At 70.3% G+C, this 18,703-nt stretch carries 14 protein-coding genes and 1 tRNA gene; 10 read left to right on the top strand and 5 right to left on the bottom strand.

All coding sequences use genetic code 11. From position 1 onward, the window contains the following. The first annotated feature begins 151 nt into the window (after positions 1 to 151). The 3 genes from GQQ95_RS18035 (at position 152) to GQQ95_RS18045 (ending at position 4,820) form a co-directional block, all read left to right on the top strand. Positions 152 to 352, top strand: coding sequence for a hypothetical protein (locus tag GQQ95_RS18035; RefSeq protein WP_157428999.1), 201 nt, complete (start codon positions 152 to 154; stop codon positions 350 to 352). 26 nt (positions 353 to 378) lie between these two features. After that, positions 379 to 1,833 (top strand): cardiolipin synthase, encoded by a 1,455-nt coding sequence (cls, locus tag GQQ95_RS18040; protein WP_157429000.1) that lies wholly within the window; start codon positions 379 to 381, stop codon positions 1,831 to 1,833. Between the two features lie 404 nt (positions 1,834 to 2,237). Further along, positions 2,238 to 4,820, top strand: a complete 2,583-nt coding sequence (locus GQQ95_RS18045) for a M14 family zinc carboxypeptidase (RefSeq protein ID WP_170297120.1) — start codon at positions 2,238 to 2,240, stop codon at positions 4,818 to 4,820. An 85-nt stretch (positions 4,821 to 4,905) separates the two neighbouring features. Here the strand turns inward: GQQ95_RS18045 and GQQ95_RS18050 are convergent, their stop codons facing one another. Continuing rightward, the gene (locus tag GQQ95_RS18050; RefSeq protein WP_157429002.1) at positions 4,906 to 5,961 is read right to left on the bottom strand and encodes a pirin family protein; all 1,056 of its coding nucleotides are present in this window, start codon (positions 5,959 to 5,961) and stop codon (positions 4,906 to 4,908) included. Between the two features lie 56 nt (positions 5,962 to 6,017). On the opposite strand from GQQ95_RS18050, the gene GQQ95_RS18055 reads away from it, so the two are divergent. Beyond that, positions 6,018 to 6,488, top strand: a complete 471-nt coding sequence (locus GQQ95_RS18055) for a hypothetical protein (RefSeq protein ID WP_157429003.1) — start codon at positions 6,018 to 6,020, stop codon at positions 6,486 to 6,488. Here the strand turns inward: GQQ95_RS18055 and GQQ95_RS18060 are convergent. Continuing rightward, entirely contained in the window at positions 6,481 to 6,723 is a 243-nt protein-coding gene (locus tag GQQ95_RS18060) for a helix-turn-helix domain-containing protein (RefSeq protein ID WP_157429004.1), read from the bottom strand. The two genes, GQQ95_RS18055 and GQQ95_RS18060, sit on opposite strands and share 8 nt — an antisense overlap. Continuing rightward, positions 6,723 to 7,340, bottom strand: a complete 618-nt coding sequence (locus GQQ95_RS18065; RefSeq protein ID WP_157429005.1) for a hypothetical protein — start codon at positions 7,338 to 7,340, stop codon at positions 6,723 to 6,725. Before GQQ95_RS18065 ends, GQQ95_RS18060 begins: the two co-directional genes overlap by 1 nt. Positions 7,341 to 7,545: 205 nt before the next feature. Between GQQ95_RS18065 and GQQ95_RS18070 the strand changes: the two genes are divergently transcribed. From GQQ95_RS18070 to GQQ95_RS18085, 4 genes are all read left to right on the top strand, one after another. Further along, complete coding sequence (locus tag GQQ95_RS18070) at positions 7,546 to 10,065, top strand: ATP-dependent Clp protease ATP-binding subunit (RefSeq protein WP_157429006.1); 2,520 nt, start codon at positions 7,546 to 7,548, stop codon at positions 10,063 to 10,065. Positions 10,066 to 10,266: 201 nt separating this feature from the next. Further along, positions 10,267 to 10,773 carry an amino-acid N-acetyltransferase gene (locus GQQ95_RS18075; RefSeq protein WP_157429007.1) on the top strand — a complete coding sequence of 169 codons (507 nt, stop codon included), beginning with the start codon at positions 10,267 to 10,269 and terminating at the stop codon, positions 10,771 to 10,773. Positions 10,774 to 10,860: 87 nt separating this feature from the next. Next, positions 10,861 to 11,490, top strand: coding sequence for a hypothetical protein (locus GQQ95_RS18080; RefSeq protein ID WP_157429008.1), 630 nt, complete (start codon positions 10,861 to 10,863; stop codon positions 11,488 to 11,490). 98 nt (positions 11,491 to 11,588) lie between these two features. Continuing rightward, positions 11,589 to 12,008 (top strand): dehydrogenase, encoded by a 420-nt coding sequence (locus tag GQQ95_RS18085; protein WP_157429009.1) that lies wholly within the window; start codon positions 11,589 to 11,591, stop codon positions 12,006 to 12,008. A 20-nt stretch (positions 12,009 to 12,028) separates the two neighbouring features. Here the strand turns inward: GQQ95_RS18085 and radA are convergent, their stop codons facing one another. Then, positions 12,029 to 13,390 carry a DNA repair protein RadA gene (gene radA, locus GQQ95_RS18090; RefSeq protein WP_157429010.1) on the bottom strand — a complete coding sequence of 454 codons (1,362 nt, stop codon included), beginning with the start codon at positions 13,388 to 13,390 and terminating at the stop codon, positions 12,029 to 12,031. 204 nt (positions 13,391 to 13,594) lie between these two features. On the opposite strand from radA, the gene GQQ95_RS18095 reads away from it, so the two are divergent. Continuing rightward, positions 13,595 to 13,684 (top strand) — tRNA-Ser (locus GQQ95_RS18095). Positions 13,685 to 13,768: 84 nt separating this feature from the next. Here the strand turns inward: GQQ95_RS18095 and GQQ95_RS18100 are convergent. Continuing rightward, a complete protein-coding gene (locus GQQ95_RS18100) occupies positions 13,769 to 14,605 on the bottom strand; it encodes an alpha/beta fold hydrolase (RefSeq protein ID WP_246205788.1) in 837 nt (278 codons plus the stop codon). 334 nt (positions 14,606 to 14,939) lie between these two features. On the opposite strand from GQQ95_RS18100, the gene GQQ95_RS18105 reads away from it, so the two are divergent. After that, the gene (locus GQQ95_RS18105) at positions 14,940 to 18,686 is read left to right on the top strand and encodes a polysaccharide lyase domain-containing protein (RefSeq protein WP_157429011.1); all 3,747 of its coding nucleotides are present in this window, start codon (positions 14,940 to 14,942) and stop codon (positions 18,684 to 18,686) included. The last annotated feature ends 17 nt before the right edge of the window (positions 18,687 to 18,703 follow it).

The following is an 18,703-nucleotide window of genomic DNA, read 5'->3' on the forward strand; positions in this document are numbered from 1 at the left end:
GCACGCGGTGCGCGGTGCGCGGGCACGCGGTGCGCGGCGCCCGCCGCCCCGGCGTGCGGGTGCGCCAGCGCGCCAGCGCCGCAGCGCGAGAGCACCAGCGAGCACGGGCGCGCGGGAGCTTCGCAGCGAAACCCCGTAGTCTGGTGGCACTATGAACGATTTCTGGGCGAATGCGATCTGGTCGCTCGCGCCGACGGTGCTCATCGGACTCATCTTCTGGTTCGTGATGCGCGCGATCCTCCGCGCCGACCGCACCGAGCGTGCGGCGTACGCGCAGATCGAGGCCGAAGAGCGGGCGAAGCTCGGGCTTCCGCGTCGCCCTGAGCGCAACGCCGAGCGCACCGCCGACTGACGTCGATGACGTCGGAGGAGTCCGCGATGGTCGCGACGATCGTGACGTTCGCGCTGCTCGCGATCGACCTCGTCATCCGCGTCATCGCGGTCATCGTCGTGCCGCGCAACCGGCGCCCGACCGCCGGCATGGCGTGGCTGCTCGCGATCTTCTTCATCCCGTACATCGGCGTGCTGTTCTTCCTGCTCATCGGCAATCCGAAGCTGCCGAAGAAGCGCCGCGAGAAGCAGGCCCAGGTCGACGAGTTCATCCGCGACTCGACGCACGGCGTCGAGCGCGTGAGCGACTCGAGCAGTTGGCCGGCCTGGTTCGCAGGCATCGTGCAGTTAAACCGCAACCTCGGGTCGATGCCCCTGATCGGCTCGAACAGCGCCAGCCTCATCGGCGGCTACCAGGAGTCGCTCGACGAGATGACCCGAGCGGTCCGAGCGGCCACCCATCACGTGCACGTCGAGTTCTACATCCTCGCGCTCGACGACACGACCGAGCCGTTCTTCGCCGCCCTCGGCGAGGCGGTCGAGCGGGGCGTCAAGGTTCGCCTGCTGCTCGACCACATCGCGTCCCTGCGTTCCAAGGGGTACCGGCGCACGCTGAGGCGCCTGACCGCAATGGGCGTCGACTGGCGCCTGATGCTGCCGGTGCAGCCGTTCCGGGGCAGGTACCAGCGCCTCGACCTGCGCAACCACCGCAAGATCGTCGTCGTCGACGGGGATGTCGCCTTCATGGGCTCGCAGAACATGATCGACCGCAGCTACAACAAGCGGTCCAACATCCGTCGCGGGCTGAAGTGGAAGGAACTCGTGGTCCGGGTCGAGGGGCCGATCGTGTCGGGCCTCGACGCGATCTTCCGCACCGACTGGTACCTCGAGTCGGGTGAAGAGCTGACCCGCGACATCACGGACTCCTTCGACCAGCCGAGCGAGGCCCAGGATCTCGACTGCCAGGTCGTGCCGAGCGGTCCCGGGTTCCCGAACCAGAACAACCTCAAGCTCTTCCTCGCGCTGCTCTACGCCGCGCGCGAGAAGCTCATCATCACGAGCCCGTACTTCGTGCCCGACGAGGCGATGCTCCTGGCCATCAGCGGGGCGACGCAGCGCGGCATCCACGTCGAGCTGTTCGTCTCCGAGATCGGCGACCAGGCCCTCGTCTACCACGCGCAGCGCTCGTACTACGAGGCGCTCCTGCGCGCCGGCGTCAAGATCTACATGTACAAGGAGCCGTACATCCTGCACGCCAAGCACTTCACGATCGACGACGACGTGGCCGTCATCGGGTCGAGCAACATGGACATCCGCTCGTTCGAGCTGAACATGGAGGTCTCGCTCCTCGTGCGCGGACGCTCGTTCGTGCAGGAGATGCGGGCCGTCGAAGACGGTTATCGCGCCGACAGCCGCGAGCTCACGCTCGACGAGTGGATGCGCCAGCCCATCCGCTCGACGGTGCTCGACAACCTCGCTCGCCTCACCTCCGCACTGCAGTAACGAGCGGATGCCGCGACTCCTCGCCCGGCGGGAGCGAGCTGATGGCGCGACTCCTCGCCCCACGGGAGCGAGCGGATGCCGCGACGGGCCACGTCCGTCACGCGCCCGTAACGCGCGCCCACGTAGCCTCGTCATGACGGTGCGGGTCGAGCAGGCGAAGCCGCGATGCTCCCGGCGCCATGTCGTGCTGCGGCGAGGGAGACCCCGTGCAGCAAATGCGCAACAAAGTTGACCACGACGCAACGAATCGCTCTGGAATGCGCTTCTCGTCGCATGACAGAGTGTCGGTACCGCCTTGGACGCAGGATTCCCGCATCACACGGACTGCCGATGGCCGAAGGTGCCCTGCACACCCGCACGGCGCCCGACGCCGCACCATCCGAACACTCCAGAAACGGAGCACCATGTCGTTCCACCGCCTCATCGCCGGAGCGGGCATCGCCGCGGTCACCGCCGCGACGCTCCTCGTCGGCGCGGCGCCGGCGTCAGCGCTCGAGCCGCTGTCCGCCTCGCCGATCGTCACGCCGATCTCCTCGCTCGTCGAGCCGCCGGCCAAGTACCCGTCGCAGTCCGTGCTGCCGACCGTGCCCGATGACCCGACCGACGCGTCGATCGCCCGCGGCGTGACGCCGTACGACGAGATCGCGCCGTTCCTGAACGGCCTCATGGCCAAGAGCGACCGCATCTCGGCCCAGGTCGTCGGGCAGTCGGTGCTCGGGCGCGACATCCACCTCGTGACGCTGACGGCCAAGGAGACTCCTGCGCAGACGGCGAAGCAGACGGCGTGGCGCGAGCAGATCAAGGCCGACCCCGCCGCCGCCGCGAAGAACCGGCCCCTGATGAACCAGTACAAGGTCCCGATCTGGTTCAACGCGAACATCCACGGCAACGAGTGGGAGGGCACCGACGGCGTCCTGAACTACATCGAGCACCTGGCGACCGCCCCGTGGCCCGAGGTGCGCGACCTGCTGCAGGACTACCGCTTCTACTTCACGGTGACGAACAATCCCGACGGCCGGGCGCTCGGCCAGCGTGCGAACGCCGACGGCTTCGACGCCAACCGCGACATGATCACGGGAGCCACGCCCGAGTCGCGCATCATCCGCGACCTGTCCGGGGTCATCCAGCCGACCTTCTTCATCGACCTGCACGGCTACACGAGCGTGCTCCAGATCGAGCCCTGCGGCCCGCCGCACGGCGAGAACTACGAGTACGACCTGTTCCTGCCGCACGCCTACGCCGCGGCGCTGGAGATCGAGCAGGCCGTCGTCGACGCGAACATCCCCGGCAACACCTACCTCGCCGAGGACGGCAGCGCGACGCTCGAGAACACCGGCAAGATCAACATCCCCTACCGCGACATCCGCTCCGGCTGGGATGACTGGCCCCCCGTCTTCACGCCGCAGTACGTCGCGTACCAGGGCGCCATCACGAACACCGTCGAACTGCCCCTCGGCCGCACGAACAACCCGGCGACGAACCAGGCGAACTCGAAGGTCAACATCGAGGTCGCGGGCGTCGTCATCGACACGGCCGTCGACTACGTGGCGAACAACGCCGACACGCTCCTCGAGAACCAGATCGAGATCTTCCGCCGAGGCACCGCGGGCGAGCCGCTCGTGGTCACCCCGGCCGACGTCGACCCGGCGAGCGTGCCCGAGCCGAACCAGTGGGCCGAGATCTGGGACGAGACCGACGTGTACACGGCCGAGTTCCCCCGTGCCTACGTGATCCCGATGGACGGGACGCAGCGCTCGGTGACGGATGCCGCGACCCTCGTCGACCAGCTCATCGCGAACGGCGTCGAGGTCTCGCGTGCCGGGAGCGCCTTCACGGCCGACGGCGTCGAGTACGCCGAGGGCTCGTACGTGGTCGACATGCACCAGCCCCTGCGCGGCATGGCGAACGTGCTGCTGGCCGACGGCTCGGACATCTCCGACCGAGTCGCCGACATGTACGACATCTCCGCCTGGAGCCTCGCGCTCCTCTGGGGCGCCGATGTCGACGAGGTCGGGTCGACGACGGATGCCGCGCTCGACGTCGAACTCGAGCAGGTCTCCGAGTCGGGGCCGACCGGCTCCGTCCCGGCCGAGGGCTCCTACCTCGAACTCGCGACCTCGGGCGTCGCCGAGTACCAGGCGATCAACGCGCTGCTCGATGCCGGCATCGCGGTGTCGGCCTTCGATGACGGCTCCGTGATCCTCGGACCGGATGCCGCGTCCTACGACGCCGCGGCCGCCGTCGCCGACGACCTCGGGGTGGCGTTCACCGCATCCGACGGGTCCCGTCTCGCCGCCGAGGAGAGCGTCGGCCTCGACGACCTCACGGTCGCGTACTCGGGCAGCCAGGATGAGCGGGTCACGCTCGGCAAGCTCGGCTTCGACGACCTCGTGCAGGTCACGTCGGCGAACCTCTCGAGCGGCCAGGTGCAGCTCGACGACGTCGACGTGCTCTGGATCGGCGCCAACCTGGCGTTCAGCGCCGCGCAGGCCACGGGCCGCGCGGAGGTCGCCGAGTACCTGGCGGCCGGCCGGGGCGTCGCGGGCAAGGGCACGGCGATCGCGGGCTTCGCGAACGCCTTCGGCCTCGTCACCTCGACGGCGACGCAGGGCACCAGCGGCTCGAACGGCATCGTGACGGTCGAGAACCCCGCCGGCGGACTGCTGTCGACGTATCCGCAGGACACCGCCTTCGTCTACCCGGCGACCTGGTACACGGGCCTCGGTGCGAACGCCGTCGTCGAGCAGACGTACGCCGCCGGCGACCCGTTCATCTCGGGTCACTGGGCATCGACGCAGCCCGGACGCAGCATCGCGGATGCCGCGGGCAAGCCCTCGGTCGTCAGCGCCGAGTCGGCGACCGGGTCGAACGTGCTCATGTTCGGCACGTCGCTGAACTTCCGCACCCACCCGGTCGGGGCGTTCAGCCAGCTCGCGCGCGGCCTGTTCTGGGCCGGCAGTGAGGGAGCGGAGGTCCCCGCACCGTAGCGAGCGGATGCCTCGAACGGCGTCGTCCCGGAGCATCCGGGGCGGCGCCGTTCGTCGTGGCGAGGCTGCGCGGGCGGACGGGCCGTCAGCTGCGCGGCTTCAACCGCACGGTCGGAAGCTCGGGCGCCGGCAGCGGTGGACCGTCGAACCCGGACACGGTGCCGAAGCGCCCGTCGCCGTCACCCCTGGCGATGACGTCGGCCTGCCACTGGCGCCGGAACTCCGCGATCTCGTCGTGGTTGCGGCCGATGAAGTTCCACCACATGACGAGCTCCTCGCCGAACGGGATGCCCCCGATGAGCACGATCCGGGCGGGGGAGTGCGGGTCCGCCCGGAGGCGGACGCCCTCGTGGCCGGGCGCGAGGTAGCCGAGTTCGCTCCACGCGAGATGGGACGTGTGGCCGGCGACGGTGAGCGGGTCGGAATCGGCGGGTGCGTCATCGAGCTCGCTCTCGAGGGCCGCGACGGTCGCCGTGACGGGCCCGCGGTCGACGAGCAGGCCGTGCTCGAACGCGGGGTCGAGCTCGATCCAGGCCTCCCCGCCGGCGGGCAGTTCGATCTGGGCGCCGACGAGCGGCGAGAAGAGGGTGACGGATGCCTCGGCGCCGACGCCGGGCAGGGCCCCTGTGAAGACGCGCACGACCGCGTCGTCGACCTCGACGGGCTCGGTCTCGGCATGCTCGAAGAACGGCGCGACGCCGCGCGCGGCATCCGGCAGCGCGACCCAGAGCTGGACGCCGTGGAGGCGGCTCGTCGTCGGCGTCGAGACCTCCGAATGCGCGATGCCGCGGCCGGCCGTCATGAGGTTGACGGCACCCGGCCGCACGAACTCCGCGCTGCCCGTGCTGTCATGGTGCTCGATCTCGCCCTCGAAGAGCCAGCTCACGGTCTGCAGGCCCGTGTGCGGGTGGGGCGGGACGACCATGCCGCCGGATGCCGCGACGTCGTCGGGCCCGTAGTGGTCGGCGAAGCACCAGGCGCCGATCGTCGTGCGGCCACGCTGGGGCAGCGTACGGCGGACATTCATGGCCCGCGGCCCGCCGAGCGGCACGTCGCGCGGGGTGAGCACCTGGATCACGGCCGCCTGCGAGTGCTCGGGAGGACACACCAGCTCGATGGGGTCGCGTTCGAGATTGCTCATGCCCGCATGCTAGCCCCGACGCGCGCCGAGCGCGGTCGAACCGATACCATTGCGGCATGCACTCCTCCCTCACCCTCCGCCGCGCAGGCGTCGTGGCCGTGGCCGTGGCATCCGTCTTCCTGCTCTCGGCGTGCAACCCGAGTCCTCGTCCCATCGAGAACTTCCCCGGCATGCCCGTGAGCGACCACGCCGGCGAAGAGGGCACGGGCGACGACGAGGGCCACGCCGACGAGGAGACCGCCACCGAGGGCCTGTCGGCACAGTGGATCGGGCAGGGCGGCCAGCTCGCCGTCACGATCTCGGGCAGCTCGACCTGCCCGGCCGTCGGAACGCGGGTCAACGTGGTCGACCCCGCGGGCGAGGGCAACCGCGTCTCGGTCGACGTCGCCGAGCTGCCGGCCGACCAGGTCTGCACGATGGACTTCGTGCCGCACACCACGATCTTCTGGAGCCCGGTGTTCGTGACCACGACCGAGCCGCTCATCGTCGAGGTCGGCGACCAGTCGGTCACCGTCCCGATCAAGTAGTCGGGCGCGGCCGCCGCACCAGCAGTTCGCCGATCTCGCAGTCGAGGGCCTCGCAGATCGCCTGGAGCGTGGAGAAGCGGATGGCGCGTGCCCGGTCGTTCTTCAGCACGCTGAGGTTCACGACCGTGACGCCGACGAGTTCGCTCAGCCGGGCGAGGGTCATGCCTCGCGCCTCGAGCAGTTCGTCGAGTCGGCAGTGGACGTCCGAGGTCTCGTCGGGTTCGGCGGGCGCCATCAGACGAGGCCTTCGGTGTCGCGCTGCAGGCGTTCGCCGATCTGGAACGCCGCCCCGATCGCCCCGATCGCGAGGATCCCGAACATCGCGCCGAAGTTCGTGCCGAACGTGATGCCCTCGTACTGGTAGTCGCTGATGGCCGAGAGCGCGCCGTTCACGGACATCGTGGTGAACAGGCTGCCGACCACCCAGCCGATGGCCAGCGTGCCACCGCCCCAGCCGATGATGCGCACCGTGCTCCGGGTGAACGCGCGTCCCCGGGCGAGGTTCCAGCAGAGCAGCCCGAGCAGGGTGATGCCCACGATGATCGCGACGCCGTACACGATCGGTTCGGCGACGATCGCGAACTGGGTCGCCGCTGCGGGCTGCGGCACGATGACGGTCGCCTCATCGACGGCGACCGGGACGGGTGCGCCGCCGGGGCCGATGGGAAGGTCGGCGGTCTCGCCGATGAACGGCACCCGCACCGGGACATCCGTGCCCGGCAGCACTTCGACCAGCCTGGCGACCATCGTCCAGGCGGCGGCGCAGATTCCGATCAGGCCGAGCGCGATCGTCATGTACAGGCCGACGCGGTCGCTCCGCCCGAGACGCGTGCCGCCGGTGGTCGTGGACATGGTGACTCCTTCATCGGTTGCGCGGCTCAGTGCCGCAGCATATCGAAAAACGATGGTATCGATGTTCGATAGGGTACGAAGAGGGATGCCTCGCTGTCAAGGGTCGGTGCGGTGCGCCCACGGCGAACACCGGCCCACGGGGCATCCGGAGTGTTTACGCTCGATGTATCGGCGCCCCCTGCCCTGGGGTCGAGAGGAGTAGAGCATGTTCGAGAGATTCACCGACCGAGCCCGTCGTGTCGTCGTCCTGGCCCAAGAAGAGGCCAAGATGCTCAACCACAACTACATCGGCACCGAGCACATCCTGCTCGGGCTCATCCACGAGGGTGAAGGCGTCGCCGCCAAGGCGCTCGAGTCGCTCGGCATCTCGCTCGACGCGGTGCGCGAGCAGGTGCAGGACATCATCGGCCAGGGCCAGCAGCAGCCGACGGGGCACATCCCGTTCACGCCGCGCGCCAAGAAGGTGCTCGAGCTCTCGCTCCGCGAGGCGCTGCAGCTCGGCCACAACTACATCGGCACCGAGCACATCCTGCTCGGCCTCATCCGCGAGGGCGAGGGCGTCGCAGCCCAGGTGCTCGTCAAGCTGGGCGCCGACCTCAACCGCGTGCGCCAGCAGGTCATCCAGCTGCTCTCCGGCTACCAGGGCAAGGAGCAGGTGCAGGTCGGCGCGAACGACCAGCAGCAGCCCCAGGGCGGCTCGCAGATCCTCGACCAGTTCGGCCGCAACCTCACGCAGGCCGCGCGCGAGTCCAAGCTCGACCCCGTGATCGGGCGCGAGAAGGAAATCGAGCGGGTCATGCAGATCCTCTCGCGTCGTTCCAAGAACAACCCCGTCCTCATCGGCGAGCCCGGCGTCGGCAAGACCGCCGTCGTCGAGGGCCTCGCGCAGGCCATCGTCAAGAACGAGGTCCCCGAGACGCTGAAGGACAAGCAGCTCTACTCGCTCGACCTCGGCTCGCTCATCGCCGGCAGCCGGTACCGTGGCGACTTCGAGGAGCGCCTGAAGAAGGTGACCAAGGAGATCCGCACGCGCGGCGACATCATCGTCTTCATCGACGAGATCCACACCCTCGTGGGTGCCGGCGCCGCCGAGGGCGCGATCGACGCCGCCTCCATCCTGAAGCCGCTGCTCGCCCGCGGTGAGCTGCAGACCATCGGCGCCACCACGCTCGACGAGTACCGCAAGCACTTCGAGAAGGATGCCGCGCTCGAGCGCCGCTTCCAGCCCATCCAGGTGCAGGAGCCCTCGCTGCCCCACGCGATCAACATCCTCAAGGGGCTGCGCGACCGCTACGAGGCCCACCACAAGGTGTCCATCACCGACGGTGCCATCGTCGCGGCGGCGAACCTCGCCGACCGGTACATCAGCGACCGCTTCCTGCCCGACAAGGCGATCGACCTGATCGACGAGGCCGGCGCGCGGCTGCGCCTGTCGATCCTCTCGAGCCCGCCCGAGCTGCGCGAGTTCGACGAGAAGATCGCCGTGGTGCGCGCCGCCAAGGAGACCGCCATCGAGGAGCAGGACTTCGAGAAGGCCGCATCGCTCCGCGACGAGGAGAAGAACCTCCTCGGCGAGCGTCTGCGCCTCGAGAAGCAGTGGAAGGCGGGCGACGTCAAGACGACCGCCGTCGTCGACGAGGGCCTGATCGCCGAGGTGCTCGCGCAGGCCACCGGCATCCCCGTCTTCAAGCTCACCGAAGAGGAGAGCTCGCGCCTCGTCTTCATGGAGAAGGCCCTGCACGAGCGCGTCATCGGCCAGGAGGAGGCCATCTCGGCGCTCTCCAAGACGATCCGTCGCACCCGCGCCGGCCTGAAGGACCCGCACCGTCCCTCGGGTTCGTTCATCTTCGCCGGCCCCACGGGCGTCGGCAAGACCGAGCTCGCGAAGGCGCTCGCCGAGTTCCTCTTCGACGACGAGGCCGCCATGATCTCGCTCGACATGTCGGAGTACGGCGAGAAGCACACCGTCTCGCGGCTGTTCGGCGCCCCTCCCGGATTCGTCGGCTTCGAGGAGGGCGGCCAGCTCACCGAGAAGGTGCGGCGCAAGCCGTTCTCGGTCGTGCTGTTCGACGAGATCGAGAAGGCCCACCCCGACATCTTCAACTCGCTCCTGCAGATCCTCGAAGAGGGTCGCCTGACCGACGGCCAGGGTCGCGTGGTCGACTTCAAGAACACCGTCATCATCATGACGACGAACCTCGGTACGAAGGACATCTCGAGCGGGCCGGTCGGCTTCGCCCTCGAGGGCGACTCGCGCACCGGGTACGACCTCATGCGCGGCAAGGTGAAGGAGGAGCTGAAGAAGCACTTCAAGCCCGAGTTCCTGAACCGCGTCGACGAGATCATCGTCTTCCCGCAGCTGTCCAAGCCCGAGCTGCTGCAGATCGTCGACCTCTTCCTGAAGCGTCTCGGCGACCGCATGCTCGACCGCGACATGACCGTCGACCTGACCGTCCCGGCCAAGGAGCGGCTCATCGAGCTCGGCTACGACCCGGCACTGGGCGCTCGCCCGCTGCGCCGTGCCGTGCAGCGCGAGGTCGAGGACGCGCTGTCCGAGAGGATCCTGCACGGAGAGCTCAACTCCGGCGACCACGTGCACGTCGACTTCCAGAACGGGGAGTTCGTGTTCACGACCACCCAGCGGGCGCTGCCCGTCGGCGTCGGTGTCAACACGGGCGCGGCCATCGGCACGGGCCCGGCGACGCCGGACCTCGCCGCGAGCTGATCCACGGCGAGCGGATGCCGCGGCATCCGCTCGACCGACCGGGGTCGGGCCTTCGGGCCCGGCCCCTTCGTCGTGCCCGCCCGTGCCTGTCTGCGCGTTTCGGATATCCCGGCGACACGCCGCATCGCTGAGGCCGGCGCCCGGCGTGTCGTGCAGATCTCCGAATCCGGCAGACGTGCGCCGGGCGAATACGATGAACGGATGACCCGGTACAGGGTGCGCCCGGCGCGCACGAGTGATGTCGCCCAGATCATCTCCCTGGTGGAACCGCTCGTGTCCCGACGCATCCTGCTCGGAAAGGAGCGCGTCGACCTGTACGGCGCGATCCAGGAGTTCCGGGTGGCGGAGGTCGTCGACGACGGCACGATCATCGGCGCCGGCGCGCTGCACGCCATGTGGGAGGACCTCGGCGAGGTGCGCACCCTCGTCGTGGCCGACGACTGGCTGGGACACGGCGTCGGGCACGCGATCGTCGAACGCCTCGAGGCCGACGCCCGTGAGCTCGGCCTGAGCAGGCTGTTCTGCCTGACGTTCGAGGTGGACTTCTTCGCGCGGCACGGCTTCGAGGACATGGGCGAGGAGACCGTCGCTCCGGAGGTGTACGCCGAGCTCGTGCGCTCGCACGACGACGGTGTCGCGGAGTTCCTCGACCTGGCCAGGGTCAAGCAGAACACCCTCGGCAACACGCGCATGCTCAAACGGCTCTGATCGGGCCGTGAACCTCCCGTTCATCGGGCGTTTCGGCGCGCCGGGCGGATGCCGCCGGCATTCGTCCGCCGGTCGTACCCTGTGAGCATGTCGACGAATCAGGCACCGGCACGACGGCACTCGCCGCAGGTCTATCGCCGACGACGGCTGGTCGTGCTCATCGGCCTGTTCGCCGTGGTCGTCGCGATCGTGCTCATCATCGTGCGGCCGGGCGGCGCGCAGGGCGAGCCCAAGACCGAGCCGACCGCGCCGGCGACCAGCACTCCCGAGACGACCACGATCCCGACCGAGGCCACCGCGGTCGACGGCGACCCGTGCTCGCCCGAGCAGATCACCGTCGAACCCGTCACCGACAAGACGGTCTACGAGGCCGGTGAACAGCCGCAATTGAGCGTCACGGTCACGAACACCGGCAAGAACGTCTGCGTGCTGAACGCCGGCACCGCGGCCCAGGTCTTCACGATCAAGAGCGGCGAGGAGCAGTACTGGACCTCGACCGACTGCCTCGTCGACCCGGTCGACGCCGAGGTGTCGTTGAAGCCGGGAACGCCGGTGAGCTCCGCGGCACCGATCGTGTGGGACCGCACGCGGTCCACGCCAGAGACCTGCGAGGGCGCCCGTGAAGCCGTGCCGTCCGGGGGAGCGTCGTACCACCTGACGGTCTCCGTCGACGGCTACGAGTCGGCCGACCTGTCGAAGCAGTTCCAGCTGTACTGACCTGGGTCTCGCCCCGCGGGCAGGCCACAGGCACGGCGACCGACGCGCAGCGAGGGCCGCCGCGCCATGCCAGCCCTTCCGCTCGGTACGCTTGAGGGATGGCGCAGCGCAAGAAGTCGGGCAGGCCGGGCAAGGCCGCCGAGCCGATGGAGTTCACGTCGCCGGCGCTCGCCGCCGCGCTCGAGAAGCAGGACATCGCCGCCGTCGCGCTGGCCCTTCGCCACGGCAACACCGTCGTGCCGCTCGTGAAGCCGGGACCGCGCGACAAGCCCCTCGACGGCGGCGAGGTCTGGACGTATCGCGACCCGAACACGGGCGAGGTGGCGCTCCTGCTCTTCAGCGATGCCGCGAACAAGCCGGCCAACCTGCCGCCCGCCGTCGGGCTGCAGAGTCCGGCCTGGCTTCGCACGTTCCTGAAGCGCTACGAGTCGACGATCACGACCGTGTTCCTCGACATCGCCGGACCGCACCCGATGCAGGCCGCGCCCGCCGAGCTGCTCAAGGCACTCGACGCCTGAAGCCTCCCGAACGGGCGGGATCAGAACGCGGCGTCGAGCTCGCGCTCGCGAAGCGACGCGCCCGCGGCGAGCGCCTGGCCGACGGCGGCCTGCACGCTGCCGGCCTCGACGTCGAGGATCGTCGAGTAGCCGAGTCGGCGGGCCTCGCTGCCTCGCTGTCGCGCCGAGCTCACCGGACGCACCTCGCCGGCGAGGCTGATCTCGCCGAAGGCGGCGAGATCGTGCGGCACCGCTCGGTCGCGCATGGCGGAGGCGATGGCGATGGCGATCGCCAGGTCTGCGCCTGGCTCGACCAGGCGGACCCCGCCGACCGTGGAGACGTAGACGTCGTGCTCGCCGATCTGGCGGAGGCCCGCCCGGCGCTCGAGCACGGCGAGGATCATCGCGACGCGCGACGGGTCGACCCCGTTGACGACGCGGCGGGGCTGCGGCGCCTTCGTGGCCACGACGAGCGCCTGCACCTCGACGGGAAGCGCGCGGCGTCCCTCGAGGGCCACGGTCACGCACGTGCCGCTCACGCCGGCACCCCGGCTGAGGAACAACCCGCTCGGGTCGGGCACCTCGCTGATGCCGTCGCCGGTCATCTCGAAGCAGCCGACCTCGTCGGTGGGGCCGAAGCGGTTCTTCAGGGCGCGCACGAAGCGCAGCGCGGTCTGGCGGTCGCCCTCGAACTGGCACACGACGTCGACGAGGTGCTCGAGCAGGCGGGGGCCGGCGATGGTGCCGTCCTTCGTGACGTGCCCGACGAGCAGCACGGGGAGCTCCCGCTCCTTCGCGAGGCGGATGAGCGTCGAGGCGACCTCGCGAACCTGCCCTGGCTGACCTGCGATGCCGTCGTTGAGCGAACTCGTGACGGTCTGCACGGAGTCGACGATGAGCAGTTCGGGCTGCACGGCGTCGACCTGGCCGATGACGGTGGCGAGATCGGTCTCGGCGGCGAGGAAGAGCTCGGGCTGCATCGCCCCCGTGCGGCCGGCGCGCAGGCGCACCTGGGCCACCGACTCCTCGGCGCTGACGTAGAGCACGCGTCGGCCGGATGCCGCGACGCGGGCGGCCACGTCGAGCAGGAGGGTGGACTTGCCGACGCCGGGCTCCCCGCTCAGCAGGATGGCCGCGCCGGGCACGATGCCGCCGCCCAGCACCCGGTCGAACTCGCCGACCCCGCTTGGCCAGTGCCCGCGCTCTTCGGTGGTGACCTCGGTGATCGAGCGCGCGACCTGCGACGCGCCGATGGCCACGGGCTTGAGTGCCCGCGTGATGCCGGTCTGCTCGGAGGCCTCGACGACGGTGCCCCACTGCTGGCACTCGGCGCAGCGGCCCACCCACTTGACGGTGCTCCACCCGCACTCGGTGCAACGGAACGCGGAGACGGGTTTGGCCATGGTGCGAGCGTACGGGCGGCCGCCGACATCGACACGGCGACGGGCGGGCGACGGGCGGGCGACGGGCGGGCGCCCGGCGGGCGACGCGTCGCGGCATCCGCTCGACGCGTCGTTCGAGCTTCCTCCGAGCTCACGAGCGGAGGTGCGCAGCGCACGGGTCGCCTCGTTTTGGCCGATTGCGCGGTGTCGTCTACGATTGATCCCGGTACCGTGTCCGAGCGGCCGAAGGTGCAACTCTCGAAAAGTTGTGTGCGTGAAAGCGCACCGTGGGTTCAAATCCCACCGGTACCGCCACAGAACGCCCCGCCTCCCAGCATCTGCCGGGAGGCGGGGCGTTCGCCGTATCCGTGACGAGTGGGCGTCAGGCGGCCGTGCGGACTACTCCGCCGCGTCGAGGATCACGTCGACGACCTCGCCGGGGTGGCTCATCATGACCACGTGCGAACTGTCGATCTCGACCGTGGTCGACCCGGCGCGCACGGCCATCGCACGCTCGGCCTCCGGCGGGATCGTGTGATCCTGCGACGCCACGACGAACCAGCTCGGGATCTCCTTCCAAGCGGGCTCGCCAGACGGGGTGAACAGGGCCTGGAGGGCGGCCGGTCGCTGAGATGCCGCCATGACGGCGACCTGCTTCTTCGGCAGGTCGGCGGCGAACAGCTCGCGGAAGAAGGCGGGGTCGATGTAGCCGTCGGCATCGCCCTCGGGCGCCCCGGGATACGGGCGGATGACGAGGTGCTCGCCGAGCGAGGAGTGCCCGCCGCCCAGTTCGTTCGCATCGATGAGCCGCTCACCGGCGTCGAGGGCGTAGGCGGCCACGTAGACGAGCGAGACCACGTTCGGGTTGCCGGTCGCGGCGTTCGTGATGACGGCGCCGCCGTACGAGTGCCCGACGAGCACGATCGGGCCCTCGATCGTCGCGAGGATCGACTTCACGTACTCGGCGTCTGCGGCGAGGCCGCGTAGCGGGTTCGACGCCGCCAGCACCGGGTACCCGCGCTTCTGCAGGCGCTCGATGACGTCGTTCCATCCGGAGGAGTCGGCGAAGGCGCCGTGCACGAGCACGACGGTCGGCTTCGGCGTGGGTGCCGGGCGGCCGGTGTCGACTGCGGCGGCGGGAAGGGCGACCGAGACGGCGGTCAGGACGGCGGCGCCGGCCAGCGCGAGGGCGATGCGCATCGGACGCCGGCGTCCGCGGGCGGGTGGTGTTGGCATGGTCGTTCTCCTCGTATCGATGGAGACGGCGGCGGATGCCCGGAACGGGCGCGACCGTCACGACCAGCGTGGTGCGGGGCGTGACGGCGCCGAACCACGTGCCGCGCGTAGTCGTGGGCGCGCTCGCGCGAGATGCGCCGGAGCGCGAGCGGATGCGGCGGCGAAGCGGGCGAGCGGATGCCGCGGTGAAGCACGCGTGGGATGCCGGGGCGGGCCGAGCTCTTGACGGCCGAGGGGAAAGCGATTACCGTCATCATTCGTAGGCTGAGAAAGCGCTTTCTCGCGCGGTCTCGATGGTGCACCACTGCGTCTCGATGGGGAGAACATGACACCGATGGGCAAGACGCTGCGCGCGTCCCTGGCCGTGCTGGCGACCGCCGCACTGACCTTCTCGGCGGCGGTCGCCGCCGTCGCAATCGGCCCCGCGACGGCCCTGAACGCGAGCGACCTCGCCGTCGGCGACATCGCGACCGCGACGGACACCGGAACCGATTTCCGGATCCATGCCACCGACGCGAAGAAGGTCACCGTCGACGCGCACGAGCGCGTGTCCGACCGTGGCGAGACCTTCACGCAGCGGATCAAGCTCAACGGGTCGGGCACCGCCGACGCCCGGTCACTGCACTTCACCGTCGCCGAGGGCGAGGCTCCGACCCGGGTCCACGTGAACGCGCGCAGCGGCGGCAGCGCCGACCGCGCACTCGCGCTCTACGACGCGACCGGGGCCGAGGTGGGCCGGGTGCCGGCCCGCGCCGACCTCGCCACCGCCCCCGTGGAGACGGGCTCGTTCGACATCGCAGCGCCCGGGGCCTACTACCTCGCCTCGCCCAGCTCGGGCGTCAACGTCTACTTCGCCCAGGTCGGCGAGTTCGAGCCGGTGACCCGGGCGCCGTGGGCCGAGGTGGCCGCGCCCGTCATCGAGTCGGTCGAGGCCGACCCGGCCGACCCGGGCCGTCTCGTGGTGAGCTTCACCGGCGTGCTCGGCGTCGACGGCGGCGACGTCGCGCACGCGACGCTCCACGACGGCGCAGGTTCCGACGTGGACACCGCGATCGGCGTCGCCGACGGCGAGGGTGGCGCGCTGTCGCTGACGCCGCCGGCATCCGGCGACTACGAGGTCGAGGTCCGGCTGACGCGCTCCGGCGAGCCCGACGCCAAGGCCTCCGCGCGCGTCGCGGTCGACGGGTTCTCCCTGCCGCTCGCCGGGCCCTCCGTCACCGGCTCGCTGACGACCGCCATCTCGGGCGGCGTCGCCACCGTGACGCTGGACTGGTCCGCGAGCGCCGAAGCGGAGAGCTACTCCGTCGAGTCGAGTATCGGAGGTGCGGCCTTCACCCGGCTCGCCGACGGACTGACCGGGACCACCGCCGCCGTCGCGGGCTTCGTGCCAGGCACGACCCACCAGGTGCGCATCGTCGCGCACCGCGGCGCCGAAGAGGCGGCCGGGCCGACGCAGGACGTCGAGGTCGCGGCATCCGTCGAGCGCTGGCAGGTCGCGGACATCGGCTCCAACGCGGGCTCGGGCGGCCAGGTCACCGAGAACGCCGACGGGAGCATCACGTTCGACGCGCTCGCCAGCACCACGAAACTGGCCACCTCGGAGGACGGGTTCCAGTACTACTACACGAAGGTCGACCCCGCGACGGAGAACTTCACGCTCACGGCGACCTTCCGCGTCGATGACGCGGCCGCCAAGGACAACCAGTCGGGGTTCGGCGTGATCGCCGTCGACACGCTCGTGCCGGGCTCGTCGCCCGCTCGCTACTTCAACTCCGCGGGCGCCCTCCTCACGCGCTACGCGTGGGGGCCCGGCACCGGCGAGTGGCAGGACGGCACGCCCGGCGCGCGGTTCGTGCACGGCTACACCGGCGCACCGGACGACAGCGCTGCGGGCGTGCGCGACAGCAGCGACTCGGTGGCCTTCGACCGCGACTGGCGCCCGGAGGCGTCGGGTCCGAAGTTCGCGAACGGCGACGTCTTCACGCTGTCGCTGCGCAAGTCCAACACCGGGTTCCATGCCGTGTGGCATCGGGACGGCGAGGTGCTCGAGGTCATCCAGTACGACCCCGACATGCTGCAGCAGCAGGACTCCGAGGCGCTCTACGTCGGCATGGCGGCCGCCCGCAAGATCAAGGTCACCGTGACCGACTGGGACTTCAGCACGATCCATCCCGATGACGACGAGGAAGCCCAGCAGCCGCCGACCGAGTACGTGCCCGTGGAGCTCGCGGTCGACGTCACGTCCACGACCCCGCACCACCGCATCGACCTCCCGCTCGTGGCCAACGTGCACGGCACGGGCCAGATCCTGGGCGCCGACGGCGAGGTGATCGTCGACGGGCTCGCGCTGACCCCCGGCGAACGCGTGCTCGCAGGCGTCGACCTGGTCGACGGTGAGAACGAGTTCACCGCGCGGGTGCTGCCCGCGGCCGAGCAGCCGCAGCTCGGCGAGCGCGAGGAACTGGAGTCGAACGACCCGGTCGATGTGCCCGTCACCGTCACCGTCGACTCCTATGGCGAACCCGGCCAGTCGATCAGGGTCGCCCCCGATGGCTCGCCGACCGGCCACGGCACCGCGGCCTCCCCGATCGACCTGCACACCGCGGTGGCCTTCGCGCAGCCCGGCCAGCAGATCGTGCTGGAGGGCGGCGTCTACACCCCGCAGCGCGCCATCACGGTCGAACGCGGCCGCGACGGCACCCCCGAGGCTCCCATCACGCTGATGTCGGCACCGGGCGCGCGGGCCGTGCTCGACCTCGCCCAGTCGGCGGGCGGCGGCCTCGTGTTCCGCGGCGACTGGTGGCACGTGTACGACCTCGAGATCACGGGTTCGCAGGATCGCAGCAAGCCCATGCTCATCCAGGGCCACCACAACGTGGTGGAGCGGGTCGAGTCGCACCACAACCGCGACACCGGGATCCAGATCTCTGGGCTCGAGCGCGAGCCGTCGTCGATGTGGCCCTCCCACAATCTCGTCGTCTCCTCGGTGGCCCACGACAATGCCGACGCGCAGGGCAATGACGCCGACGGCTTCGCCGCGAAGCTCACCGTCGGCGAGGGCAACGTGTTCCGGCACAGCATCGCCCACCACAACATCGACGACGGCTGGGACCTCTACGCCAAGTCGACGACCGGCCCGATCGGCACCGTCGTGGTGGAGGACAGCGTCGCCTACGCCAACGGCTGGCTCGCGGCCGACCCCGCCCGCACCGGTGAGGGCAACGGCTTCAAGCTCGGCGGCGAGTCCGTGCCGGGCGACCACCTGCTGCGCAACTCGATCAGCTTCGGCAACCTGGCCACCGGCGTCACCTCGAACTCGGGACCCGACATCCGGCTCGAGGATGTCACGGCGGTCGGCAACGAGCGCAACATCCGGCTCTCGACCAACGCCCCCACGACCGCGTACGCGGCCACGGGCGTGCTGTCGTGGACCGCGACGGCGCGTGACGAGCTGGCCTTGAAGCAGGCCGACACCTCGCTGCTGACCGACCCGTCGAACCACTTCAACCTCGATTCGCCCGCGATCGGCGCAGGTCAGCCCGACGCCGGCTGGTTCGTGTCGACGGATGTCGACGGCGCCGCACCGACGATCGCCGCCGACGGCTCCGTCGACATGCACGGGCTCTTCGCCCCGACCGAGCGGATGCCGCTGGACACCGGTGCCCGGTTGTCGGCGATCGAGCACCCGACCGCGATCGAGGTGCTGCCCGAGGTCGTCGTCGCCCTGGAGAACACCGTCGCGCCCTCGATCGAGGGGGACGCGGTGAAGGGCCGGCAGCTCTCGGCCGACACCGGCGAGTGGTCCCGCGAGGACGCCGCCCTCACCGTGCGCTGGCTCCGCGACGGCGAACCGATCCCGGGTCGAGTCGGTCAGGGCGAGACGTACAAGGTTCGAGGTGCGGATGTCGGCCACGAGCTCTCGATCGAGGTCACCGCGAGCGTCGCCGGGCAGGACCCCGTCGTCGTGACCTCGCAGCCGGTCGTCGCCGGCGATCGCCCGAGCGTGGTCGACGCCGTGGTCGAGGGCCTGCGGTCGATCGTGACCTGGCTTCGCGGACTGTTCGGCTGGGCCTGGGCCTAAGCCGGGGCATAGGGCGA

It is taken from the genome of Agromyces salentinus (assembly GCF_009749395.1).
Classification (GTDB): domain Bacteria; phylum Actinomycetota; class Actinomycetes; order Actinomycetales; family Microbacteriaceae; genus Agromyces; species Agromyces salentinus.